The 23,014-nt window shown below is 69.4% G+C and carries 22 protein-coding genes and 1 pseudogene; 7 read left to right on the plus strand and 16 right to left on the minus strand.

Going from position 1 to position 23,014, the window contains the following annotated elements:
- The first annotated feature begins 30 nt into the window (after nt 1–30).
- The 3 genes from HS104_04425 (at nt 31) to HS104_04435 (ending at nt 2,156) form a co-directional block, all read left to right on the plus strand.
- Nucleotides 31–498 carry a hypothetical protein gene (locus tag HS104_04425; protein MBE7479225.1) on the plus strand — a complete coding sequence of 156 codons (468 nt, stop codon included), beginning with the start codon at nt 31–33 and terminating at the stop codon, nt 496–498.
- A 363-nt stretch (nt 499–861) separates the two neighbouring features.
- Nucleotides 862–1,680 (plus strand): hypothetical protein, encoded by an 819-nt coding sequence (locus HS104_04430; protein MBE7479226.1) that lies wholly within the window; start codon nt 862–864, stop codon nt 1,678–1,680.
- Nucleotides 1,677–2,156 (plus strand): hypothetical protein, encoded by a 480-nt coding sequence (locus HS104_04435; GenBank protein ID MBE7479227.1) that lies wholly within the window; start codon nt 1,677–1,679, stop codon nt 2,154–2,156. Before HS104_04430 ends, HS104_04435 begins: the two co-directional genes overlap by 4 nt.
- 44 nt (nt 2,157–2,200) lie before the next feature.
- Here HS104_04435 and HS104_04440 read toward each other — a convergent pair.
- From HS104_04440 to HS104_04450, 3 genes and pseudogenes are all read right to left on the minus strand, one after another.
- A pseudogene (locus HS104_04440) lies at nt 2,201–2,557 on the minus strand (nucleotidyl transferase AbiEii/AbiGii toxin family protein).
- Nucleotides 2,558–2,576: 19 nt separating this feature from the next.
- The gene (locus HS104_04445) at nt 2,577–2,771 is read right to left on the minus strand and encodes a hypothetical protein (protein MBE7479228.1); all 195 of its coding nucleotides are present in this window, start codon (nt 2,769–2,771) and stop codon (nt 2,577–2,579) included.
- Nucleotides 2,772–3,039: 268 nt separating this feature from the next.
- A complete protein-coding gene (locus HS104_04450; GenBank protein ID MBE7479229.1) occupies nt 3,040–3,558 on the minus strand; it encodes a hypothetical protein in 519 nt (172 codons plus the stop codon).
- Nucleotides 3,559–3,679: 121 nt separating this feature from the next.
- On the opposite strand from HS104_04450, the gene HS104_04455 reads away from it, so the two are divergent.
- Nucleotides 3,680–3,889 (plus strand): hypothetical protein, encoded by a 210-nt coding sequence (locus tag HS104_04455; protein MBE7479230.1) that lies wholly within the window; start codon nt 3,680–3,682, stop codon nt 3,887–3,889.
- Nucleotides 3,890–4,093: 204 nt separating this feature from the next.
- Here the strand turns inward: HS104_04455 and HS104_04460 are convergent, their stop codons facing one another.
- The 9 genes from HS104_04460 to HS104_04500 all read right to left on the minus strand — a co-directional run bounded on the left by HS104_04460 (nt 4,094) and on the right by HS104_04500 (nt 14,927).
- On the minus strand, nt 4,094–4,882 hold the full coding sequence (locus HS104_04460) for a hypothetical protein (protein ID MBE7479231.1): 789 nt from the start codon (nt 4,880–4,882) through the stop codon (nt 4,094–4,096).
- A gap of 2 nt (nt 4,883–4,884) precedes the next feature.
- A complete protein-coding gene (glgB, locus tag HS104_04465) occupies nt 4,885–7,083 on the minus strand; it encodes a 1,4-alpha-glucan branching protein GlgB (protein MBE7479232.1) in 2,199 nt (732 codons plus the stop codon).
- Between the two features lie 131 nt (nt 7,084–7,214).
- Entirely contained in the window at nt 7,215–7,553 is a 339-nt protein-coding gene (locus tag HS104_04470; protein MBE7479233.1) for a type II toxin-antitoxin system PemK/MazF family toxin, read from the minus strand.
- Nucleotides 7,553–7,789, minus strand: coding sequence for a hypothetical protein (locus HS104_04475; GenBank protein ID MBE7479234.1), 237 nt, complete (start codon nt 7,787–7,789; stop codon nt 7,553–7,555). Before HS104_04475 ends, HS104_04470 begins: the two co-directional genes overlap by 1 nt.
- 44 nt (nt 7,790–7,833) lie before the next feature.
- Nucleotides 7,834–8,694: a hypothetical protein gene (locus tag HS104_04480; protein MBE7479235.1), complete on the minus strand. Its 861-nt coding sequence runs from the start codon at nt 8,692–8,694 to the stop codon at nt 7,834–7,836.
- A gap of 10 nt (nt 8,695–8,704) precedes the next feature.
- Nucleotides 8,705–10,807 carry a glycogen debranching protein GlgX gene (glgX, locus tag HS104_04485; protein ID MBE7479236.1) on the minus strand — a complete coding sequence of 701 codons (2,103 nt, stop codon included), beginning with the start codon at nt 10,805–10,807 and terminating at the stop codon, nt 8,705–8,707.
- A gap of 22 nt (nt 10,808–10,829) precedes the next feature.
- Nucleotides 10,830–12,803, minus strand: coding sequence for an alpha-1,4-glucan--maltose-1-phosphate maltosyltransferase (locus HS104_04490; protein ID MBE7479237.1), 1,974 nt, complete (start codon nt 12,801–12,803; stop codon nt 10,830–10,832).
- A gap of 196 nt (nt 12,804–12,999) precedes the next feature.
- Nucleotides 13,000–13,941 carry a flippase-like domain-containing protein gene (locus HS104_04495; GenBank protein ID MBE7479238.1) on the minus strand — a complete coding sequence of 314 codons (942 nt, stop codon included), beginning with the start codon at nt 13,939–13,941 and terminating at the stop codon, nt 13,000–13,002.
- Nucleotides 13,938–14,927, minus strand: a complete 990-nt coding sequence (locus HS104_04500) for an SDR family NAD(P)-dependent oxidoreductase (protein ID MBE7479239.1) — start codon at nt 14,925–14,927, stop codon at nt 13,938–13,940. The genes HS104_04495 and HS104_04500 overlap by 4 nt, the downstream gene beginning before the upstream one ends.
- 85 nt (nt 14,928–15,012) lie before the next feature.
- On the opposite strand from HS104_04500, the gene HS104_04505 reads away from it, so the two are divergent.
- Both HS104_04505 and HS104_04510 read left to right on the plus strand, forming a co-directional pair.
- Nucleotides 15,013–16,668, plus strand: a complete 1,656-nt coding sequence (locus HS104_04505; protein MBE7479240.1) for an alginate export family protein — start codon at nt 15,013–15,015, stop codon at nt 16,666–16,668.
- Nucleotides 16,669–16,894: 226 nt separating this feature from the next.
- The gene (locus tag HS104_04510; GenBank protein MBE7479241.1) at nt 16,895–18,028 is read left to right on the plus strand and encodes a hypothetical protein; all 1,134 of its coding nucleotides are present in this window, start codon (nt 16,895–16,897) and stop codon (nt 18,026–18,028) included.
- A 90-nt stretch (nt 18,029–18,118) separates the two neighbouring features.
- Here HS104_04510 and HS104_04515 read toward each other — a convergent pair whose 3' ends face one another.
- Nucleotides 18,119–19,090, minus strand: a complete 972-nt coding sequence (locus HS104_04515) for a hypothetical protein (GenBank protein MBE7479242.1) — start codon at nt 19,088–19,090, stop codon at nt 18,119–18,121.
- Nucleotides 19,091–19,241: 151 nt separating this feature from the next.
- Between HS104_04515 and HS104_04520 the strand changes: the two genes are divergently transcribed.
- Complete coding sequence (locus tag HS104_04520; protein ID MBE7479243.1) at nt 19,242–19,925, plus strand: hypothetical protein; 684 nt, start codon at nt 19,242–19,244, stop codon at nt 19,923–19,925.
- 2 nt (nt 19,926–19,927) lie between these two features.
- On the opposite strand, the gene HS104_04525 is transcribed toward HS104_04520, so the two are convergent.
- Genes HS104_04525 through HS104_04535 form a run of 3 tightly spaced genes read right to left on the minus strand, consistent with a single transcriptional unit; the run spans nt 19,928 to nt 22,956 of the window.
- Nucleotides 19,928–20,812, minus strand: a complete 885-nt coding sequence (locus tag HS104_04525) for an SUMF1/EgtB/PvdO family nonheme iron enzyme (protein MBE7479244.1) — start codon at nt 20,810–20,812, stop codon at nt 19,928–19,930.
- Nucleotides 20,794–21,969, minus strand: a complete 1,176-nt coding sequence (locus HS104_04530) for a saccharopine dehydrogenase NADP-binding domain-containing protein (GenBank protein MBE7479245.1) — start codon at nt 21,967–21,969, stop codon at nt 20,794–20,796. Before HS104_04530 ends, HS104_04525 begins: the two co-directional genes overlap by 19 nt.
- Nucleotides 21,970–22,011: 42 nt before the next feature.
- Nucleotides 22,012–22,956, minus strand: a complete 945-nt coding sequence (locus HS104_04535) for a hypothetical protein (protein ID MBE7479246.1) — start codon at nt 22,954–22,956, stop codon at nt 22,012–22,014.
- Between the last annotated feature and the right edge of the window lie 58 nt (nt 22,957–23,014).

Here is a 23,014-nt window from a genome sequence, read left to right on the forward strand (position 1 = left end):
AGTTCCTCCGGCTCGGCCGGACTCTCTATTTTGGCCGCGCTGCTCGGGATGGTGGCCGGAAGCAGGAGCCTGCGCGAGGTCGAGCAGCTGACTGATGAGCTCACGCCGCCAATCCGCAATGGCGTCCGGGTCGCGAACGACAACCGCTACTTCGTCTCCAGCTTGCCACGCTCTCGTCTCACCGATGCCGAGTGGCTGCTCGTCGTACGGCGCCACTGGGGCGTCGAGACTGCCCATCAGCTTCTCGATGGCGCCTTCGCCGAGGACCATCATCCGTGGATCGAACAGACCCCGCGAGCCACGGTCGTCGTGATGGTGCTGCGGCGCATCGCATACACGCTGCTCGCGCTCTGGCGCGGGGTGACTTCGCGCAGCGACGAACAGCGTAGGCGGCCCTGGCGCGACCTGATGCGCGACATCTGGCTCTGCACAGTCAAGGCCACCGCAGAGACCCCTCGAAACTCGAGTGACCGCCGGCTCCCGCCGGCGCCTGCGTGACCCGTGCCGAGGCCTTCGCGCCGACCTGCTCTTTGACAGACTCCGCGTCGATCACTGCCCTCGGGCTCCTGCCCCCGTAGAGGCTCGATGGCACTTGCTCCTGTGCGGCCCAGTACCTCTCCACCGCCCCGTCTCGGGTCACCATTGCCCAGCCGGTGGTGGCGACGCAGGTCGACTCGGGTAGAACCGATCGAGTCTGGGTCTGCCCGAGGCGAGCTGGACCGGGCGTCCGCCGAGTGATACCTCGTCGGGGTGAACGCAAACGGGGTTCGGGCGTGCTGGGGGGTAGCTCTCGCCCTCTCGCTACTTGGCTGCGGCTCGTCGTCCTCGTCGGGTGACGACTCGGGACCGCGGGATCTGCGCGTGAAGATCCCGGCGGCGGATCCCGGCTACCTGGACGTGGTGGTGCCGGAGGTCACGGTGCCGTCCGGAGAGGAGACGCAGGTTTGCCTCTACTACACTCACGACGGACCCGACGTCGCAGTGGTGGGGCTCGACGGAATCCAGAGCGAGTTCGGTCACCACGTCGTGGTGCTGAAGCCGAAGACACCGAAGCCCAGCGGGACCGTCGAGGACTGCTCGAGCGGCACGTCGATGGGGGAGTTCAACACCTTCGTGCTGCCGGTGTCCGAGCTGCCTGCCAAGCACGCCATCCGCATGGTCTCCGGCATGAACGTGGTCATCCAGGCCCACACGCTGAACGTGGGCAACCGCGACATCTTGGTCCGCGACGTCGCGCGCCTGAAGCTGATGGCGGTGGACCAGGTCGAGCAGTGGGCCACGACGTTCGCCACCGGGAGCATCGACTTCTCCCTGCCGCCCAAGCAGACCTCGGCGGTCGAGTTCGACTGCACCGTGAACGAGGACATGGATCTGCTCTTCGTCGGCGGGCACATGCACTACCTGGGCTCCCGCTTCCAGCTCTCGTGGGGCGCCGATGCGGACTCGCTCGAGCCCTTCTATCTCGCCGACCCGTGGCTGCCCGACTACCGCGACATCCCTCCGGTCACGCTCCTGTTCAACAACCCCATGAAGCTGACCAAGGGCACGGTGATCCGCACGCTCTGCGAGTGGAAGAACCCCGAGGCCACTGTCGTGCAATTCCCCCAGGAAATGTGCGGCTCCTTCGGCTACGTGCGCGGCGCGACGGAAGCCTTCAACTGCGAGGCCACCTCGAAATGAAGCGCGTCGCCGCCGCTCTCGTGCTCTGTGCGTGCTGCGCCGCCTGCTCGTCGGACGACGACGGCGGAGCGGACCAACCCGCGCCGGGCACGGCCACGTTGAGCTTCGCCGTCACCAACGGCGTGAAGGTGAACCCGAACCTGGTGGACCCGCTGAAGGGCGACATCTACGGCGCGCTGTACCTGGCCGCGGACGTGACCCTGGTCGGTCCCAAGGAAGGCGCCGCGGACAAGGGCAGCGTCGAGCTCACGAACGTCGATCTCACGAGCGCGGCACAGAGCGCCGAGACCTGGAAGAGCGCGCCGCTCCCCCCCGCGGAGTACATGTTCCTGGGGTTCATGGACCTGGACGGCAACGGCGCCACGACCCGGGAGCCCGAGGCCGGCGATCCGGTCACGCTTCCCATCAACAAGTTCACCATCGAAGCCGGCAAGAACGTGGACGTCGCAGTGCAGTTCGACCTGGTGCTCGACTGAGCAGGCGGAGGCGCCGCGGAGCGCGGCCCCCCTCGCGAGCTGCCTCATGGTCCGCGCGCCACCAGACCACGCGCGAGCGCCACGAAGAACTCGTGCCACTGCGTGTGCCGGCCTACGGGGTCGTAAGGGTAGTATGCGAAGTCCACGTGGCCCACTTCGCGACCGCGCGACGAGAGCACCAGCATCGTGCGCGGCCCCAGCGTGCGCTCTTCCACGCCGAAGCGCAGCTTGCGAAGCGCCTCCACGACGTCGCGCAGCTCACCCGGCTCGATCTGCCGCATCATGAAGAAGTCGAGGTCCAAGGACCGCCGATGGTGCAGATACACGGCGGAGAGCGCGGTCGCTCCGCCGAACGTGACTTCGCTGGCGAGCCGCGCCCTGGCGACGGCCTCGAGCGCCCGCTCTTGTCACGGGCTGAGCTCAGGCGGCGCGCCCGCCTTCGCCCCTCTCTTCGATCCAGATTTCAAGCAACCTTCTCGTTTCGCGCGCCAGCTCGAGCTGGGGCAAGGCCCGGGCGATTGCGTCGACCGGGAAGCGGTCAAGCTCCCGCCAGAAGCCGGACTCGACCAACTCCTGCAACACTTTCCGAACGCGCTCGGGATCGTCCCGGTCCACGTCTACCCAAATGCGACCGCGATCGCAGGTAAAGACCTGGAATCGCCTGCGCCGAACTCTCACACTCGTGAGCTCAGACAGGGCAGCCGTTCGTGTCACCAGGGCGATGCGGCTCGCGATCGGCGGCGCTCGGCCAGCCCTTCAGTTCTCGCTCAGCGACATCTCGTCGATCAGCTTGGTGACCGTCAGGTTGAACTTGCCGGCCTGGCCGATCTTCCCGCTGCCCACGCCGACGACGAAGCTGCCGGTGTTGGTGAAAGCCGGGGGCTCAGCCCCGGGCGGCGGCGAGCAGCTTCTGGTGCTTGCCCTCGGAGTAGCCGAAGGCGTCCTTCAGCGCGCGCACCGCGAGGCCCTGCTTCTCGCCGATGCCGCCGTCCTTCCAGGCCACGGCGCAGGCCACCAGGTACAAGGCGTCGCGCAGCTCCTCGTCGCTGACGATGCCGGCGATCTCGGCGAAGCGGGCCTTCTGCCCCTCCTCCTCCACCGCGCCCTGCACGCGCTCGAGCATGTCCACGACCTCCTCCGCCGGGATCGCGCCGTCGGTGAGGCCGACCAGGCCCTCCACGATCTCGCCGCTCTCGGCGTCCGAGACCTTCCCGTCGGCGGCGGCGATGATGTACGCCGTCTCGGTCAGCGCGCCGACCCACATCGCCCGCGCGGCGGCGGCGGACTGCTCCGCCTGCTCGGCGGCGGCCGCCTCCTCGCTGCCCTGCTCGAGGAGCGAGCGGAAGGCCGGGATGTTCTGCACCGTGTCCTTGACGTTTCCGAGCGCGCGCTGAATGCCCATGGTGTTCCCTCGTTTCGAAGAGGGCTTCGGTTAGGCACGGCTCGGCGGGGCGTCAAGCGGGCCGCTCGCCCGCGAGCAGGGGAAGGGGTACGCTGTGCCTGCCGTGGTCAGTGCCCGCCCGATGCTACCGCCGTCTGCGCCAGAGCTGTTGAACGGCGACGCGCGCCCCTACTTCCTCTGGTGGGCGGACTGCTCCGTTGTCGAGCTCAGAGCACACCTCGGTGACGCCGACCTCGACAGCCGAGCGTATTGGCTCGGGGCTTTGCTCCGGGAGGCGAATACGCCGGACGTCTGGCTGTTCGTGACCCCCGACGAGATCCGTGCGCTCTAGCCCAGGCTGGTTCGCCACCTGGGTCGGAGCCGCTCGAGGACCGATCCCGCCATCATCGCCTGGTTGTTGCGGCAATTTCCGGTGAGCCCGATGCCGGCGATGCTCAGCCCGCTCTCGATCGAGGAGCTGACCGCGTATCGCGACGAGCTCGCCGAGCGCATGCGGCGGGTCGCGGTTCCAGACGGCGATCGAGGCCGGGAGTAGCTACAGCCGGCGGCGGTGATGGCGCGCTTTGGCGCCGGAGCTCCCCGGCGCCAGCACCCGCGGCGCGGGCCTGCCGGCCTGCTCCTTGCGGAGCACGGTCGCGCGCAGGAGCGAGATCTTCTCCCAGATTTTGTGCGAGAGCCCGGTGGTCAGCTCCTCGACCTCGTCCACGGCGGAGAGCACGACCGGATCGGCCATGCGGGCCGAGTAGAGCGCGGCGATCTTGCCGAGCAGCGCCAGCATCTCCGTCGAGTAGTCCAGGTAGCGCTGGAGCTCGAAGTCGGTCATCGTGCGCTCGGGCGACGACGCGGTGCGCGGCCCCGAGGAGAGCAGCTGCTCCGGGTCCTTGGTGAGCTGGTGCATGTCCACGATGTGCGCGAGCGCGCGCAGCTCGTGCAACTCGGCCAGCGCGCGGCGGCGCTTGATGCGGCCCTCCAGCGTGACCAGGAAGAGCATGCCGCCGCCGATGAAGAAGAGCGCCTCGAGCAGCGCGTCCAGCGTCTGGATCAGCTCCGTCCCCGCGCGGATCTGCCAGCTCAGGCGCAGAGCGGGCACCATCAGGAAGAGCACTCCGACGACCCCCGCCACCAAGAGCCACACGCCGGCGCGCAGCGAGACGTTCGGCTGAGCGAGCGCGTCGACGCGTTCACTGGCGCCGCGGGCGACGCGCACGACCTCCTGGGCGACCTTGCACAGGTTCGCGTCGGGGAAGCGCTCCTCGATGCGGCGCGCGAGCACCTCGACCGTGGTGACGATCTGCTTCGCGTCGAGGTTCCTGTACTCGGGCATGGCTAGCTGGCGCGCCCCAGCACCAGGAGGCCCAGCGGCGGCAGCGTGAGCTCCGCCGACTGCGCCCGGCCGTGGGCCGGGATGGGATCGGTCTCCAGGGACTTCCGCGTCTCCACCTCGCTGCCGCCGAAGTCGGGGTCGTCGCTGCTGAGCAGCTCGACCCAGTGCCCGGCGTCCGGGAACCCGACGCGGTAACCCGGGCGCGGCACCGGCGTCATGTTCATCACCACCACCACGTGCTCGTCGCCGCTCCGGCGCACGAAGCTGAGCACGCTGTTGTCGTGATCGGAGCAGTCGATCCACTCGAAGCTGTACGGGCTCGGGTCGTTCTCCCAGAGCGCGGGGGTCGCCAGGTAGAGACGCCCCAGCGTCTCGAGGAAATGCTGGAGCCTGCGCCGCTCCGGATCGTGGTCGAGCAGGTGCCAGTCCACGCTGGTGTCGTGGCTCCACTCGCGCTCCTGCGCGACCTCGGTGCCCATGAACAGCAGCTGCTTGCCGGGCCGCGTGACCTGGTATGCGAGCAAGAGCCGCAGGTTCGCCAGCTTCTGCCAGTGGTCGCCCGGCATCTTCGAGTAGAGCGAGCCTTTGCCGTGCACGACCTCGTCGTGGGAGATGCTGTTGATGAAGCGCTCGTGGAACTCGTAAATCATCGAGAAGGTCAGCTGATCCTGGTGGTAGCGGCGGTGCACCGGATCCTTCTCGAAGTACTTCAGCGTGTCGTGCATCCAGCCCATGTTCCACTTGAAGGTGAAGCCGAGCCCGCCCTCCCGCGCGTCGCGCGTCACCCCTGCCCAGGAGGTGCTCTCCTCGGCGATGGTGAAGGCGCCCGGGACCTCCTCCTTGATGATGTGGTTCGTGGCCTTGATGAACTCGATGGCGTCCACGTTCTCGCGTCCGCCGTATTGGTTCGGCACCCACTCCCCGTGCGGCCGGCTGTAGTCCAGGTAGAGCATGGACGCGACGGCGTCCACGCGCAGCCCGTCCACGTGCAGCTCGTCCAGCCAGTAGAGCGCGCTGGCCAGGAGGAAGTTTCGCACCTCCGCCCGGCCGAAGTTGAAGATCAGCGTGCCCCAGTCCGGGTGCTCGCCGCGCCTCGGGTCCTCGTGCTCGTACAGCGCCGTGCCGTCGAAGCGGCGCAGCGCGAAGTCGTCCTTCGGGAAGTGCGCCGGCACCCAGTCCACGATCACGCCGATGTCGTGCTGGTGGCAGTAGTCCACGAACCAGCGGAAATCGTCCGGCGTGCCGTAGCGCGCGCTGGGCGCGAAGTAGCTCGTGACCTGGTAGCCCCAGGAGCCGAAGAACGGGTGCTCCGCCACCGGCATCAGCTCCAGGTGCGTGAAGCCGAAGCGCTTGCAGTGCTCGACCAGCTTGGGCGCCGCCTCGCGGTAGCTGAGCGAGCGGTTTCCCTCCTCCGGCACGCGCATCCAAGAGCCCAGGTGCACCTCGTACACGCTCATCGGGCGGCGCGTGGGATCGTGCTTCTTGCGCTCGGTCATCCACCTGCCGTCGCGCCACTGGTGCTCGGAGCGCGTCACCAAGGACGCGGTCGCCGGCGGCAGCTCCGCCTTCTGGGCCAGGGGGTCCGCCTTGAACCGTAGGCCGCCCTCCTGGGTCTTGAGCTCGTACTTGTAGAGCGCGTTCTCTCCCACGCCCGGCACGAACAGCTCCCAGATCCCGGAGGCGCCCAGCGAGCGCATGGGCAGGAGGCGCCCGTCCCAGCCGTTGAAGTCGGCGATGATGCTCACGCGGCGCGCGTTCGGCGCCCAGACCGCGAAGGCGGTGCCCGCCTCGCCGTCGATGGTCCTGATGTTCGCGCCGAGCACCGTCCACAGGCGCCGGTGGTTGCCCTCGCCGATCAGGTGCAGGTCCACCTCGCCCAGCGTCGGCAGGAAGCGGTACGGATCGCCGCGCTCCCAGCTCTGGCCGTCGGCGAAATGGAAGCGCAACCGGTACGTGAGCGGCAGCTTCGCCCCGGGCACGAACACTGCGAAGAAGCCCTGGCCGAGGCCGACCATCGAGAGCTCGCTGCCGTCGTGGAGCAGACACTCGGCGCGCTTGCCGTCCGGGTGGAAGGCGCGGACCACCACGCCGTCGCGGCCGCCGATTCGCGCCGGGTGCGCGCCCAGGATGCGGTGCGGCTCGTGGTGCTCGCCGTGCAAGAGCCGCTCCCGGTCCTGGGCGGGGCCGCCGAGCTCCGCCATCTGATCATGCTCTTCGAGCTCGAGACTGGGTTCGGACATCGCGGCGCGCTGTTTACCACAGCCCGCGCCGCTCCTCGACGCGAGCTTTGCGGGCGGAGATCAGCGGTGTTTCGCGCCGGAATCGAGCAGCTTCAGCGCCCGAGCATCACGTCGATCCCCGCGAGCACCAGGGCGAGACGCGGTCTCGAGAGCTTTCCGACGCGCTCGTCCAGAGTGCGCCGACCGAGCGCGATGATTTGGCTGACGTTGGCGACGGAGGGCTTGGGTAACCCCGTCTCGCGCTCCGACAGCAGCACGTTTCCCGGGGCCTCGCTCCACTTCACCTGAGAGGTGAGCGGTACGCACACCACGGTGGACAGACCGCTCAGGTTGAACGCATCCCCTTGAACCACCAGGACGGGCCGGCGGAACCCCGGCCCCGAGCCGCCGGGATCACCGAGATCGGCCCACCAGACCTCACCCTGCCCGATCACCATTCCGAGCGCTCGAGGAGCTTCTTGGCAGCTTCTTGCATCAGCGCATCCGGCTCGTTCCCCAGCTCTGCGCACACCCTATCGAGCGCCTCGGTCACCGCCTCCGGTGCGCGCTTGGCCACGTATTCGCTGAGCGCCTTCGAGTAGAGCTCGCTGCGGGAGAGCTTCATGCGTTTGGCGAGGCGCTCCGCGGCGGCGAAGACTTCGTCGGGGACCGATACGGCGGTCTTCATACCCGGAGTATAACCGCGTCTGGCGTCGCCGGCATCGAGGGAATTCAGCCGCGTTTCGCGCCCCAGTTGAGCGACCACTGAACGCCCTGCCCACCGCCCATGGGGCCGTGCGGGCGGTGCTCGCGCCGCTCGCCGTGCGCGTTGTCCACGCGCCAGCGCTGGACGCCGACGGCGAAGCCGAGCTGCTGCTCCACCACCTCGCGCAGCGCCACCGCGTCGCGCGCGATGCTGGTCGCGTCCGCCGGGATCTGCCGGCTCACGGTGCACAGGAGCCGAGCTTCCCCGAGCGCGATCCTCACGCTTCGCGTCACCGGCAAGGTCGAGGCGTAGAGCTCGACGTCCAGCCCGCGCTCGCGCGTGCGCAGCAAGGCCTCGACCTGATCGGCAGCGGTCGGCGCGCCACCGAAGCGACGCCCGGACACGCGGAGCTCGCCCTCCACGGCGCTCGCCCTCACGCCCAGCGCCGCCAAGGCGTATTGGCAAGCGGCGACGTCTTCCGACCCGAGCCCGCCGGCGGAGAGCGCCGTACAGCGGCCGATCAGGCGGATGCGCCAGCCGTAGTGCAGGGTGACGTCGGCGAGCTCGCGCTCGGCGTTGCGCAGGCAGATGCTGGTGTAGGCGACGCCGCCGCAGCTGCCGATCACGGAGAGAAGCTGGTCGCGCGGCGGGGTCTCCTCGACCACCTTCGCCAGATCCACGTCCAGTCGCTCGACCACGCCCGCGCCACGGCGCTCGACGAAAGACGCCTCGACCGCCACCGCGGCGAAGTCGGGCCCGGGCTCGGCGAGCTCGATGCGCAGCAGGCCAACCGGGTCGGTGGTCTGCTCCAGGACCGCCTGCTCGGCGCGCTTCACCAGGCCGAGCAGACCGTCGTCCGCGACGCTCTCGATCTCCAGGGTCGTCATGCCGGCCGCCTCAGCTCTCGTCGTGGCTCAGTAGCACGAGGGAGTGCGGCGGCAGGGGGATGGTCGAGCCGCGCGGAACCCGGTGCGTCGGGTGGGCGGTGTTGACCACCTCGTGCCAGCGCCCGGCCTCAGGCAAGAGGGGCAGCACGAACTGCCGCGCCCGCGACGCCGCGTTCAGGAGCAACAGCAGGGTCTGCCCGCGGTTCGGCCGGCCGCGCTCGTCCACCTCGTCGGAGGCCTGGCCGTGGATCAGCATGCCCAGCACGCGGTTCTTGCCGTGGTGCCAGTCCTCGGTGGCCATCTCGCGCCCGTCCGCGCGAAGCCAGTGCACGTCCTTGAAGCCCTCGTCGGTGACGGGATCGCCGGCGAAGAAGCGGCGCCGGCGGAACACCGGGTTCGTCGCGCGGATGCGGAACACCTTGCGAAAGAAGCCGAGCAGCTCGCTCTTCGCCTGAGTCATCTCCCAGTCCACCCAGGCGAGCTCGTTGTCCTGGCAATACGTGTTGTTGTTCCCTCGCTGCGTGCGCCCGAGCTCGTCGCCGTGGGAGATCATCGGCACACCTTGGGAGAACGCCAGCGTGGCGACGAAATTCTTCAGCATCCGCTCGCGCAGCCGCTGGATCGCCGGCACCTCGGTGTCGCCTTCTTCGCCCCAGTTTCGGCTGAAGTTCTCGTTCGCGCCGTCGCGGTTCTCCTCGCCGTTCTGCTCGTTGTGCTTCTGCTCGTAGCTGACCAAATCGGCCAGCGAGAAGCCGTCGTGGCAGGTGACGAAGTTGACGCTGGCGTAGGGCCCGCGGTCGCTGCCCTGGAACACGTCGCTCGAGCCGGACAGGCGCGCCGCGAGCTCCGGCACCTGGCCCTCGTCGCCGCGCCAGAAGCGCCGCACCACGTCGCGGTAGCGCCCGTTCCACTCCGCCCAGAGCGGCGGGAAGGCGCCCAGCCGGTAGCCGCCGGGGCCCACGTCCCAGGGCTCGGCGATCAGCTTCACGCGGCACAGGACCGGGTCCTGCTGCACGGTGGCGAAGAAGCGGGCGAAGCTCTGAAACTCCGTGGGCTCTCGGGCCAGGACGGGCGCCAGGTCGAAGCGGAAGCCGTCCACGTGCATCTCCTGGACCCAGTAGCGCAGGCTGTCGAGCGTGAGCTGAAGCACGCGGGGGTGGGACAGTCGCAGCGTGTTGCCGCAGCCGGTGAAGTCCAGGTGGCGCCGCGGATCGTCGGGGCTCAAGAGGTAGTACGCACGGTTGTCGATGCCCCGGAAGCACACCGTGGGACCGCTGGAGTCGCCCTCGGCGGTGTGGTTGTAGACCACGTCGAGCAGGACCTCGATGCCGACGCGGTGGAAGGCCTTCACCATCGTCTTGAACTCGGTGACCTGCGCGCCGCGATCGCTCGAGGCGAAGCGCGAGTCCGGAGCCAGGAACCCCAGCGTGCTGTAGCCCCAGTAGTTGTCGAGCCCGAGCTCGCACAGGTGTCGCTCCGAGACGCGGTGGTGCACGGGCAAGAGCTCGACGGCGGTCACGCCGAGCTCGCTCAGGTGATCGAGGATCGGATCCGAGGCCAGGCCCAGGTACTTCCCCCGGAGGTGCGGCGGCACGTCGGGGTGACGCGCCGTCATGCCCTTGACGTGGCACTCGTAGATCACGGTGCGGCTCCACGGGGTCTGGGGCGCGCGGTCCTCTCCCCAGGTGAACGCCGTGTCCACCACCACGCTCTTCGGCACGTGCGGCGCGCTGTCCTCCCGCGAGAAGCTGTCCTCGCTCACCCCGAGGCCGTCCTCGTGGGCGAAGATGGCGCGGTGCCAGTTCAGCTTGCCCGCGATCGCCTTGGCGTAGGGGTCCACCAGCAGCTTGTGCGGGTTGAACGCCAGGCCCCGCTCCGGTGCCCAGGTCCCGTGTACCCGGTAGCCGTAGAGCTGCCCGGGCCGCACGTCGGGCAAGAAGGCGTGCCAGATTCGGTTCTGGCGTTCGCGCAGGAGCACCCGCGTCTCTTGTCCGCGCTCGTCGAACAGACACAGCTCCACCGCCTCCGCGTCGTGGGAGAAGAGCGCGAAATTGACGCCCTCGCCGTCCCAGGTGGCGCCGAGAGGATGGGGATCGCCGGGCCAGACGCGCACGCTGCCGCCGACCCTACCAGGATCAGGCCTCGGCGTCGCTCCGCACGACGCGAAGGACGTGGCCGACTTTGTCCGAGGGATCGAGGCGAACGAAGTTCCGCGTGCCGTGCCAGACGTAACGCTCGTCCGTGAGCAGGTCCACCACCTGGTAGGGCTGGTGCTGGCCCAGACCGAGCTCGTCCACCGGCACGTGGACGAAGGTCTCGTGGGCGTGGTGTGGGTCGGTGTTGACCACGACGATCAGGTCGTCGTTCGGCGCGGACTTCAGGTAGGCGAGCACGGGCTCGTACTCGGTGTGCAAGAAGCGCAGGTTGTCCAGGCGCTGAAGCGCCGGGTGCTCGCGCCGCACCCGGTTCACGCGGGCCACGTCCGCGCGGATGTTGCCGGGGGCGTGCCAGTCGCGGACCTTGATCTCGTACTTCTCCGAGTCCAGGTACTCCTCGCTGCCGCGCCGGACCGGGGAGCTCTCGCACAGCTCGTAGCCGCTGTAGATGCCGTAGGTCGGGCTCAACGTCGCCGCGAGCAGGAGTCGGATGCGGAACGCCGCGCGCCCGCCGTCCTGCAAGTACTCGTGCAAGATGTCCGGCGTGTTGGCGAAGAAGTTGGGCCGGTAATACTCGGCCATCTCGCCGAGCGCGAGCTCGGACAGGTACTCCTTCAGCTCCCACGCCGTGTTCTTCCAGGTGAAGTAGGTGTAGCTCTGCGTGAAGCCGAGCTTGGCCAGGCCCTGCATGCGCTTCGGTCGCGTGAATGCCTCCGCCAGGAAGATCACCTCCGGGTGGCGCCGGTTCACGTCGCGGATCAGCCACTCCCAGAACGCGAAGGGTTTGGTGTGCGGGTTGTCCACGCGGAACACCTTCACGCCCTTGTCCACCCAGAACAGCACCAGATCGCGGCACGCGGTCCAGAGCGCGTGCCGCTCGGCGCACCAGAAGTTCAGCGGGTAGATGTCCTCGTATTTCTTGGGCGGGTTCTCGGCGTAGCGCAGCGTGCCGTCGGGGCGAACGAAGAACCACTCCGGGTGCTCGTGGATCCACGGGTGATCCGGCGAGCACTGGAGCGCGAAGTCGAGGGCGATCTCCAGTCCGTGCTCCCGCGCTCTCCCAACCAGGTGCACGAAGTCCGCGAGCGTTCCGAGCTCCGGGTGCACCGCGTCGTGCCCACCCGTCCGGTCGCCGATGGCCCAAGGGCTGCCCACGTCGCCGGGCTGACACGTTTTGGCGTTGTTGCGCCCCTTTCGGTGCGTGTGCCCAATCGGGTGGATCGGCGGCAAATACAGCACGTCGAAGCCGAGCGCCGCCAGGTCCGGCAGGCGCCGCTCCAGATCCGCGAACGTGCCGTGCTTGCCGGGCACTCGCCCCTGCGAGCGCGGGAACAGCTCGTACCACGAGCCGAAGCGCGCGAGCTCGCGATCCACCACCAGCTCCCGCGCCTCGTGGCGGGTGACGTGCTCGGGATCGAGGGGCCCGGTCATGGCTTCCTCCAGCTTCTTGCTGAAGGCCACCGCCAGCCGCGCGTCGCTGGTCGCCTCGGTGTCGCCCAGCGCCTTGGCGGCGTGCCTGAGCTCCATCGGCGCCTCTTCGCCGAGCCAAGCGAGCCGCCGGTGCACGAGCTGCTCCCCTTCGAGCAGCTCGCTCGACACGTCCTGCCCCGCATCCAGGCGCTTCTTCAGATCTTCCCGCCAGGTGCGGAAAGGATCGGGCCAGGCCTCGACGCTGTACTCCCAGCGGCCGATCCTGTCGGGAACGAAGCGACCGTGCCAGCGATCCTCGTCGAAGTTGTAGTCGAGGGGATCCTCTCGCCAGAGCTGCTCGCCGGGGCCGCGGCTCAGGAGCTGCGCGCCGATCAGCTCGTGGCCGTCCTTGTAGATGTTGGCGCTCACGCGCACCGCGTCGCCGACCACGCGTTTGACCGGATGACGCCCGCCGTCGAGCTCGGGGCTGAGGCGCTCGATGACGACTCGGGGCAGGTGGGGCGGCGGGCGCGTGCTCGACATGCTGGCTCCGAGGCACCTTCCGGCGCGTCCGCGAACGCGTCAAGAGCGTGCGCCACCTCGGGCTCGAACAGCAGGCGTTCGTCGCCCAGGCGAGCGCTGGCTCTCCACAGCTTGGGACGCAGGCGGCTTGCGACCGGTGAGCGCCGCGTGCAGGAGCGCGCCGGGAAGAGGGGCGCCGTGCCGAGAACGGGGGGCGTCAGGCGGCCAGCATGCGCTGGGCCTTGCGCATGAACAGCGGCGAGAGGGCCGCTTGTACCAGGGTGAGCGCGCAGGCCCAGGAGAGCGTGGTCGCGGCGATGGCACCAGCCTGCTGCTCGGGGTTGCCGGAGGCGTAGCCGGCCAGGAGCTGTAGCGCGATCAGATCGCGCGTGCCCACGCCCTGCGGCGTGATCGGCAGGGCGGTGACCAGCATCACGATCGGGATGTAGGCGAGGGCGTCCGTGAACGGGATGTACACGCCGAAGAACATGAACGGCACCCAGGTGCCGACGAACAGCACGCCGATGTGCGGGAGGCGGAAGGCGAGCGCGAGCAGGTGCCCGCGCACGCCCGTCTCGACCAGCGCCAGCGTGGTCTGGCGCGTCCGCATGAGCGCGGGCTTGATCGCGATCACCAGCATGTAGCCGACGCCGGCGGCGCCGATGACCGCCGTGGTCGGCGCGAGCCAGGTGACGCGGCCGTGGTTGAACGGCAGCGCGGCGGCGCCGATCAGGAACACGCAGCCGAAGGTCGTGGCGTAGACCAAGAGCGTGGCGCCGGCGACGCGCCAGAGCGACGCCTTGTAGACCTTGGCCATGAAGTAGGTGAGCCAGGCCTGTCCGACGTGGTGGTTGAGCAGGCTCGGCAGGTAGGACGCGGCGCGGATCACGAACAGCTCGCCGTAGCGCACCGGGCAAACCAGGCGGTTATACACGTGCACCGTCGCGAGCACGTCGGCCGCGAGCAAGGCAGCGTTGAACGCGAGCGTGAACAGAAAGAAGAGCACGTAGTGCGTGTTCGAGACCGCGTGCCAAAAGGCGCGAAAGTCGAGGCGCAGGAGCACGAACGCCAGGAGGGCGAGGGCGGTGGCGAACGGTAGGATGCGCCGCCAGAGCGGCAGCTCCACCGACGCCGGAGCGGCTTCGCCGGGCCGGCTCACGAACGCTCCCGGAGCTCCTCGGGCGCCTCGTCGCTGCTGCGCGTCCAGGCGACCCAGCGCCGGACGCCCTCCTCCAGGCTGAGCTTGGGCGCGTAGCCGAACGCCTTGCCGGCCTTGGAGACGTCGGCGCAGGTGACCGGCACCTCGCTCGCGCCGAGCTTGCCGAGCGTGACCTGGGCGGGCACGCCGAGCTCCGCCGAGAGCAGCTCGATCAGCCGGCGCACGCGCACCGGCTCGCTGCGACCCAGGTTGAAGGTGTCGAGCCCGCGCGTGCGCCGTACCCAATCGAGCGCGCCGACGACTCCGTCCACGATGTCGTCCACGTAGGTGAAGTCGCGGGCGGTCTCCTCGCCGTGCAGCCGAATGGGGTGGCCGCGGAGCAGGTCCCGGGTGAACGACGCCATCGCCATGTCGGGGCGACCGCGTGGGCCGTACACGGTGAAGAAGCGTGCGATCGCCACCGGCAGCTGGTGCAGGTGGTGGTAAGCGTGCACCATCAGCTCCGCGCCGCGCTTGCTGGCGGCGTAGGGCGAGAGGGGCGCGGTCGCCGGGTCGTCCTCGCGAAAGGGCGGGACCGCGCCGCCGCCGTACACGCTGGAGGTGGAGGCGAACACGACGGGCACGCAGCCCCGTGCGCGGCAGGCCTCCAGCACGAACAGGCCGCCGACCTCGTTGACCTCGACGTAGGACAGCGGATCCTCGACGCTGGCTCGCACGCCGGCCTTGGCCGCGAGGTGCACCACGGCGTCGGGCTTTGCCCGGTCGAAGGCTGCCTCGAGGGCCGCCCGGTCCCGGACGTCCCCTTCGATCAGCTGGTAGCTCGGGTTTCGGAGCGCTCCGGCCACGTTCCGGCGCTTCTGAGCCGGGTCGTAGTAGGGGTCGAAATTGTCGAAGCAAGTGACGGAAAACCCCAGCGAGAGCAGGCGATCGGCGACGTGAGAGCCGATGAAGCCGGCGGCTCCGGTGACCAGCGCGCTGTCTGCCATGCGACGGGGGCAAGCCTTGCACGAGGGCGGGACGGGCCGCCAGGTGCTTCTCGCTCGGGGCAGCCTCCGCTACCGTGGCTCTCTCATGCGACGACTCGGGCCGCCGCTCCTGCTCTCATTCGTGTTCTCGCTCTTGGTCGCGGCACCGGCGCGCGCTCAGGTGGTCGAACCTTGGGCGGACGACGACGGCATCGCCGGTCCGACGCGCCACGAGTTCGGCGACTACGGCCTGCAAGTGGGCGCCGAGTACCGCGCGAACTGGCTGTACGTGAACCCGGTGGACCTGAACGGAGTCAAGCACCGGCGCGCGAGCTGGGTGGAGCACCGCCTGCGCCTCGACGCCACCGTGGACTATGACGAGAAGGTCCGCCTGGTGATGAGCTTCGACGGGCTGGACGGCACGCTCTGGGGCGACAACGGCACCTTCGGCCAGAGCCCCTCGCCCAACAGCGGCACGCGCGTCGCCGCGACCAACCCCAACAACGCCAAGCCCGGCGTCGGCTACGTGGGTGGCGACGAGCTCGACCCCGACAGCTACGGCTACGTGCTAGTGCCCAGCGACAGCTTCAAGCTGCGGCGGGCGTACGGCGAGGTGGTGACACCGGTGGGCCTGTTGCGCATCGGGCGGCAGCCGACCACGGAGGGCATGTCGATCCTGGTCGCCGACGGCGACGGCCGCACGAACCGCTTCGGCTACTCCAACGCCGGCGACACCACGGACCGCGTCCTCTTCGTGACCAAGCCGCTCGAGGGCTTCAAGGACGAGAGCGAGCGCGACACCAGTCGGGATCGCGGCCTCTTCACCGGGGCCTTCTACGACCGCGGCGCGTCCAAGGACATCCGGCTGTTCGGCGACGACCTGCACGGCGCGGGAATGGTGGTGCGCTGGCTGGATCCCGACCCGATCAAGCGCACCCACCTGGAGTTCCAGGGCACCTACGCGCACCGCTGGGAGCGCTTCTACGACACCAACGTCAACATCGTGAACCTCAAGGCCGTCGGTCGCCTGGACCGTCTGACGGCGGGCCTCGAGGGCGTGGGTATCTTCGGGCGCACGCGCGAGGTGAGCGAGGCGCTCTCGCTGATCAACAACGACCCGATCGTGCGGCAGAAGGTCGAGCAGTTCGGCGCGCGGGCCGTGTTGCGCTGGGACGAGCCGAGCTGGACCGCGTACCTGGAGGGCGATCTGGCCACCGGCGACCGCAATCCCAACCCGGGTACCGCGCTCACGCAGCTGGTCTTCGCCGAGGACAACAACGTCGGCTTGCTCATGTTCGAGCGCATCCTGCACTTCGAGTCGGCGCGCTCCAGCGCGGCGGGCGTGGTGCTCTTGGAGCGCATCGGCGCCGACACCTTCCCGGCCGAGCGCGTGGACACCGAGGGCTCCTTCACCAACGCAGTGGCGGTGTTCCCGCAGTTCGACCTGCGACCGCACAAGAACGTCCTCTTGCGCAGCGGCCTGCTTTTGGCCTGGGCGCCGTCCGGCACGGTGGACCCCACGGAGAGCCTGAAGGCGCGCGACGGCGCCAGCATCCAGGACGATCTGGTGAACTTCAACGGCGGCAAGCCGGGGAACTTCTACGGCGCCGAGCTCGACGGGCGCTTCCAGTGGAAATACCTGGACCACTTCCTGTTCGATCTGGAGGGCGCCATCCTGTTCCCTGGCGACGCCTTCCACGACGAGAACGGCCAAGCCGTGCGCAGCGTGCTAATCCAAGGTCGCACGACCTTCGTGTTCTAACCTCGACTTGGGCAGTCTTGCCATGATCAGATCGCGATCATCAGGAGTGGCGAAAACCAACGGAAACTGCCGGCGAGGCCGGCGGATGCCTCCTAGTCCGTGGGACGAGTCGCGATTGTCTTGGAGGCCACGCTCCGCTGGAAACCTCGAAGAAACGCTCGCGCAGCGGGTTCTTCGCGGCCTGAAGAGTGCACCACAACACGAATCGAGAGCAGGAAAACGCGAGATGCCTTCCCGACGTACCGTCTTCCTCGCCGCGCTCTTCTCCCTCGGTCTGGCCGCCTGCCAGGAGTTCGATCCGCCGCCGAAGCCCAAGGTCGACGGGCTCGACAACGGCGTGATGACCACCGCGCCGGACGCCCCGTTCGTGGTGAAGTTCTCCGAGCCGTTCGTGAAGAGCTCGCTCAAGCTGAAGCTCGTCAAGGCGGTGATGGACCCGGAGGAGAACCTGCTCGACGAGCAGTCGCCGCCGGACTTCGAGGGCTTCAGGGAGAACACGCTGGTCGCCTACGACGGAGCTTCGCCCGAGCCGGATCTCGAGCCAGAGCCGGAGGGGCCGACCTACGGCGCCAAGTTCGAGCTCGCGGACACGACCCTGACCATCGACCCGCAGCAGGCCTTCGCGGTGTCCTCGCCCTACCTGCTCCTGATCGAGCCCGGGCTCGAGGACATGGAGGGTCACAAGACGAAGACGCGCATCCGGTTGCCGTTCACCTTCCAGCTCCAGGGTGGGGGCAACACCCTCTTGCCGACCGGCTACTACTACTTCGTCCTGAACGTGGAGTACCTGGCCGTGCAGATCCAGGTCTACACCTACCTGGAGATCGATCCGGAGACGGGCGTGTGGCGCGCCCACTTCACCAACGCGAATCGCCTGCCGCAGCTCAACAGCCGGCCGGGTTGTCCCTCGAACTGCGGCGGAGAGACACCCATCTGCGCGCTGCTCGACACTCCGCACTGCGCGAAGCCCAGCGAGAAGCAGACCAAGCTCGAGCAATACGTGGACTTCTTGCCGGAGTCGGAGCCGCCGAACGGCTACTTCTTCATCGCCGACGGCTTCGCCAAGGACGAGGCCAACGCGACCACCGCCTTCGGCACTGCGCCGTTCTTGATCCACGTGACCGTGGGCACCGGAGGCATCGTCGTGGACGCGGAGAACACGCGCATCTCCGGGGTGTTCCGGCAGCACGACGACCAGCGCTGGCGCGCCACCGGCAGCCTCAGCGTCGAGACCGTCAAGCTGAACGGCCAGGGCAAGGATCCGACCAAGGGGACCTTCGAAGCGATGTCCCTCTTCCCCGCGGAGGTGGACGCGGTGGAGAGCTTCGGCATCCCCATCCCGACCGATCTCGGCAAGTGACGCGGGCTTCGCCGCGCTACTTGCACTGACCCGTTCGACGAGCGCTGTCAGGGCCAGGTCGGGCCGCACCGCGTGGCGTCCAGTCGAAGCTCAGCGCACAGTCACTCGAAGCTCGAAGGCCTCGCCCGCCCGCTCGAGCCGCGCCACCAGGCGATCCTTCTCGCGGGCGGCGCCGAGCGCGCGCATGAGCGCTTCCAGGTCGAGCGCCGGGGTCTCGTCGATGGCGAGCACGCGGTCGCCGGTCTCGACGCCGAGGCGCTCGAGCAACGAGTCCGTGCGCACCTCGCCCAGCTCGAAGCCGATCACCTCTTCGTCGCGGCGCACCGGCTCGATCTTCAGGCCCGCGAGCAAGCTGCCGGCCTGCGCGTAGATCGCCGGCACGAGCCCCCGGTCCACCGCGTAGCTGGTCTCGCCGAGCTTCTCGATGCCGTTCACCAGCTCGCCGCTCAGCCGCCAGGGTTGCTCTTCGCGGCGCTCGTCCGGCAGGCCGCGGCGGCGCTTCTTCGCCGGCAGGTCCTCGGCCTCGTTGGCTTCGCGCGCGCCGAAGTGCATGGCGGCGGCGCAGCGCCCGCCGGCACCGGTGAGCCAGACGCGGTCCCACTCGATCTTCGCCACGCGGTAGTCGCCGATGCGCTCGCCGACGCGGCGGATCACCGCGCGCTCGCCGGCCGCGGGCGAGAGCGAGGCGAAGGCCCAGCTCGGATCGTCGGAGTCGGTGATGAGCCGCACCTCCACGCCCGAGCACGAGCCGCGCGGGGCGGGTGTCTTCGCGCGTTTGGGCGGCGACTTCGGGTCGTTCGCGAGCGGGAGGTTCGTCGCGGCGAGCGCGTCCGCCGGCGGGGCGCTCGGTGCGGCGCTCGGCTTCGGCGCTGCCAGCGCCGCTTCGCCGCGTTCGGCCAGCGCTCCCGCGAGCGGACCGAGGCCGCGGGGCTCCGCGGGCGCGCTGCTGGGCGCTGCGGCCTCCGCGGGCGCCGGCTTCGGCTCGCGCGCCAGGTACAGACCTCCGGCGATCACCGGGATCAGACCGAGCGCGAGCGTGCGAACGATGGCGTCGCGATCCATCGTGACGGACGGCGTAGCGAGCGGCGTGCCAGCGTGAAAATGGCGGGATTTGCGTGGGCCAGACCCTTCGCGCGTGAAGATTTGGCAGCTCGCGGGGCCGCGGCTCCCCGGCGACTGCCAATTTGTCAGCCGGCGCGGTAGAAGCGGGCCGGTGATTCCGCCGGGGGAGCTCGTCCAGTTCGTCGCCGAGCTGCTCGCGATGATGCTGGTGGTGCTGGGCATCGTGCGCCTCTGGCGCTGGTGGTGCAGCGACGAGCGCAAGGTGAAGAAGCTGCTGGGTGCGGCTCGCCAGGTGCGCATCGCCGACGCGGAGGAGGGCGCGCTGGTGAAGGTCGTCGGCAAGGTCGGGAGCGCGGGCAAGCTGCTCGCCGGCCCCGCCACGGGGGAGCCGTGCTTGATCTGGAAGCTCGCCGTGGAGAGCGTGGGCATGCGCGAGCAGCGCCGTCAGGTCACCACCCGGAGCGACGCGACCGACTTCTGGATCGAGGACGAGTCGGGCCGCGCCTTGGTGAAGCCGCTCACACCCGAGCTGCGGCTGGCGGTTCACGAGCTCAGATTCCGGGGCGTCGGCGAGATGCCGGCGGCGGTGGCCGAGATCCTCGCTCAACACGAGAGCGCTGCGCAGGGTCGTGACCTGTTTCGCGTGAGCAGCAACGATCTGGTGTGCCAGGAAGGCCTGGTCACCGAAGGCGAGACCATCGCCGTGCTCGGCCGAGCGCACTGGGTGGACGACGCGGAGGGCGCCGGCTACCGCGAGCGCGGGCGGCGGCTGGTGCTCGAAGACCACCCGCCGCTGGTGCTGCGCATCAGCGACGACCCCGAGCTGCTCGACTGAGGTCAGCTCGCGTCCGCGCAGCAGCGGAAGCCCGTCGAGTAGTCGTGGTAGTCGAACGGGTGGCCGCCGGTGCGGTACTCGCAGCCCTCGCCGTTCTGGAAGGTGTCCATGAAGAACCCGCCGAAGAACGTTCCCTCCGGGTCGTTCACCCATTCGTGCTGGTTGCCGACCATGTCGTAGACGCCGTAGTCGTTCGTGCACTTCGCGTAGGCGCCGGTGGGCGCGGTGGTGTTGGGCAGCTCGAGCAGGCGCTTGTCGTTCATGAAGCGCGGGTGCCACATCAGCTTCTCGTCCGTCGGGTCGAGGGGGTCCTTCTTCCAGAGGATCGGCACCGGGTGGTGATCGAGCACCTTGAAGCGATCGTTGCAGACGTTCGGGCGGCGCTCGTCGCCGTATGGGTAGCGCGTGAGCTTCGGCCCGCGACACGCGCGCACCCACTCGTCGATCTCGCACAGCCGCTTGCCGGCGTTGGCGCAGGCGCGCGCGGCCTGTGTGCCGCTGATGTAGCCCTGGGCGCGCACGCCCTGCTTGCTCTGGGCGCGGACCTCCTTCTCCAGGCCGTCCACGTTCTGGTTGAACGGGTGCGGTGCGGTCTGGCCGTCGGCCTTCACCCGCAGCACCGATGCCTCCCAGCGGTCGATGCAATACGGGCCCTGGTAGCGCAGCACGAGCGCCATGCCCTCCGGACAGGTGGGCTCGCGCTCGGGCGCTTGCGGTGCCGCCACCACGGCAGGCTCCGGCGGGGGCTCCGGCTGCTTCTCCGCCGCGCGCGCCGGCTCGCTCGCGACCTGCTTCAGAGCCGGGCGCGGCTGTGCGGGCGGCGCGGCGAGGGGGGCCGCGCACGCGGAGGCGACCAGGCCCAGCGCGACTAGACGAGCGGTTCCCATCGCTCCTTCACGTCGATGCCGCGGGCGCGCACGGCGCTCACGAAGGCCTCCAGCGGGACCGCCAGCTCACCCGGCAGAACGCCGCGCTTCTGCACCGCGCCGGCGCCGAGCATGTAGGCGACGACCGCGGCGGGGTACGAGGTGGTGCGCGCCATGGCGCTGTGCCCCGTCTTCGGATCGTGGCGGTCGATCACCTCGAACACCAGGCGCTGGTTCTTGCCGCCCTTCTTGCCCTCGATGCTCACGCGGACCAGCGCCACGTCGGTGTCGTGATCGTCGCGCAGCGACCGATCGATCAGCTTCTCGGTGAGCTCGCGCGGTACGACGCCGTCCACCGGCGTCTCCGAGAGCAGGCCGATGGCGTGCATGCCGGCGAAGGCCGCCAGGTGCCCCGGGTAGCGGATGGTCTTGTAGTCCAGGTTACGCACCTTGTGCTTGAGCGTGCGCGGCAGCGTGGACGAGCCGCCGGATGTGTTGAAGGCCTCCAGCGTGCCGAAGGGGTACGGAAACTCGATGGGCTCCGGCTCGGTCAAGGAGGGAACGCGCACGATCTTGCCGTCGCGCAGCGCCTCTGCCGGCTCCAGGTACTCGTTGGTCAGGCCGCGCACGGCGAACAGCATCTTGTAGTTGAGCGGCGGCTTGGGGTGCGCGGGCAGACCGCCGACGCGGATCTTCACGTTGTCCACCGCGTCCAAGCGGTCGACGCCCCAGGCCGCGAACAGGCAGGCCATGCCCGGCGCGAGCCCGCAGTCCGGCACGATGGTCACGCCCTGGCGCTTCGCGTCTTCGTCCAGCGCTAGCTGCCGCTCCACCACGAACAGGTTCCCACCCAGGTCGCACATGTGGCAGCGCGCGTCGATGGCAGCCCGGGTGAGCAACTCGTTGTAGCGGTAGTCCGAGCTCGACAGCATCACGTCGAAGCCCCCGAGCAGGCGCCTGAGGCCGCTCTCGTCCGCCAGGTCGTAGCGCTCCGCCTCGATCTTGGTCTTGCTCTCCGGCGCCGTCTCGGTGAGCAGCTTCGCCAGCTCGCGCTCTGCCGCCTTGAGCGCCTCGGTGTCTCGATCGACCAAGCGCACGACGTCCACGCCCGGCTGGCGCGCGAGGTCCCACGCCGCCGCGCGGCCCATCCTGCCTGCTCCCAGCACCATCGCCCGCATGGCGTGCGGGTTTAGCGCCGCGCGGCGCGTATTGCTACTGCTTCACGGACACACGGTCACGTTCGGGCTGTTCTGGCAGTCGTAGTCCGAGCAGTCCACGTAGCCGTCGCCGTCGTTGTCCTTCTTGTCGCTGCACATCGCGTCGGTGGTCTCTGGCCCCGGGGTGCCCTTGCAGATGGTCACGCTCGGGTTCTTGCTGCAGGAAAAGTCGAGGCAATCGACGTAGCCGTCGCCGTCGTTGTCCTTGTTGTCGCTGCAGGTCGCGTTGCTGTCCTCGGTGGTTGCCGTGGTGCCGCCTGCGCCACCGCTGCCGCCGCTGCCGCTGGTTCCACCGCTGCCGCTGGTGCCGCCGCTGCCGCTGGTGCCGCCGCTGCCGCTGGTTCCGCCGCCCCCGCTGGCTCCGCCGCCGCCACTGGTTCCGCCGCTGCCGCTGGCTCCGCCGCTGCCGCTCCCGCCGCCGTCGCCTGCACTGCCGCCCGCGCCCGCGCTGCCGCCTGCGCCCGCCCCGCCTCCGGCTCCGCCGTTGCCGCCGCCGCAGAATCCGCCCTGCTCGTACGCGATCAGCGCGCTCTTGCACGCCGTCTCCGGATCGCTGCTCTTCTGGTAGGCGTCGAGCGCGACCTGGCACTGCTCCTGGAAGCTCGCGTCGCCGCCCGCGCAGCATGCGCCGAGATCCGAACAGGCGCTGCCCGACCCACCGCCGCTCCCACCCCCACCCCCGACCCCGCTCGAGCCGCACATGCCGGCGGCGGTGTAGCCCTGGATGGCAGTCGCGCAGGCCTGCGCGCCGTTCTGCGCGCTGGCGAGCTGCGTGGCCTGGTCGTGACACTTCTGGTTTGCGGTGGCGTCGGCGATGTCGTCGCAGCACGAGTGCAGCGCGTCGCACTCGCCCAACGTCGCGCCGCCGCTCGAGCCCGCGGAGCTTCCGCACGCGGCAGCCAAGATGGCGGGGACGATGAGGCCGAGCTTCGGACCGAGGCGAGACATGGGCCGAGTTCCTACGTCGAGAGGGGGCGTTTCTTCCCAGACGGAGGGGCCTCGCGCA

This window comes from Polyangiaceae bacterium (genome assembly GCA_015075635.1).
GTDB lineage: Bacteria > Myxococcota_A > Polyangia > Polyangiales > Polyangiaceae > JADJKB01.

Excerpts from the sequence above, each read along its gene's own strand:
- HS104_04510 (MBE7479241.1), top strand. The coding sequence starts at position 16,895 with ATGCCTTCCCGACGTACCGTCTTCCTCGCCGCGCTCTTCTCCCTCGGT.
- HS104_04480 (MBE7479235.1), bottom strand. The coding sequence starts at position 8,694 with ATGACGACCCTGGAGATCGAGAGCGTCGCGGACGACGGTCTGCTCGGC.
- glgB (MBE7479232.1), bottom strand. The coding sequence starts at position 7,083 with ATGGCGGAGCTCGGCGGCCCCGCCCAGGACCGGGAGCGGCTCTTGCAC.
- HS104_04435 (MBE7479227.1), top strand. The coding sequence starts at position 1,677 with ATGAAGCGCGTCGCCGCCGCTCTCGTGCTCTGTGCGTGCTGCGCCGCC.
- HS104_04530 (MBE7479245.1), bottom strand. The coding sequence starts at position 21,969 with ATGCGGGCGATGGTGCTGGGAGCAGGCAGGATGGGCCGCGCGGCGGCG.
- HS104_04515 (MBE7479242.1), bottom strand. The coding sequence starts at position 19,090 with ATGGATCGCGACGCCATCGTTCGCACGCTCGCGCTCGGTCTGATCCCG.
- HS104_04535 (MBE7479246.1), bottom strand. The coding sequence starts at position 22,956 with ATGTCTCGCCTCGGTCCGAAGCTCGGCCTCATCGTCCCCGCCATCTTG.
- HS104_04455 (MBE7479230.1), top strand. The coding sequence starts at position 3,680 with ATGCTACCGCCGTCTGCGCCAGAGCTGTTGAACGGCGACGCGCGCCCC.
- HS104_04475 (MBE7479234.1), bottom strand. The coding sequence starts at position 7,789 with ATGAAGACCGCCGTATCGGTCCCCGACGAAGTCTTCGCCGCCGCGGAG.
- HS104_04525 (MBE7479244.1), bottom strand. The coding sequence starts at position 20,812 with ATGGGAACCGCTCGTCTAGTCGCGCTGGGCCTGGTCGCCTCCGCGTGC.
- HS104_04490 (MBE7479237.1), bottom strand. The coding sequence starts at position 12,803 with ATGTCGAGCACGCGCCCGCCGCCCCACCTGCCCCGAGTCGTCATCGAG.
- HS104_04460 (MBE7479231.1), bottom strand. The coding sequence starts at position 4,882 with ATGCCCGAGTACAGGAACCTCGACGCGAAGCAGATCGTCACCACGGTC.
- HS104_04500 (MBE7479239.1), bottom strand. The coding sequence starts at position 14,927 with ATGGCAGACAGCGCGCTGGTCACCGGAGCCGCCGGCTTCATCGGCTCT.
- HS104_04505 (MBE7479240.1), top strand. The coding sequence starts at position 15,013 with ATGCGACGACTCGGGCCGCCGCTCCTGCTCTCATTCGTGTTCTCGCTC.
- HS104_04450 (MBE7479229.1), bottom strand. The coding sequence starts at position 3,558 with ATGGGCATTCAGCGCGCGCTCGGAAACGTCAAGGACACGGTGCAGAAC.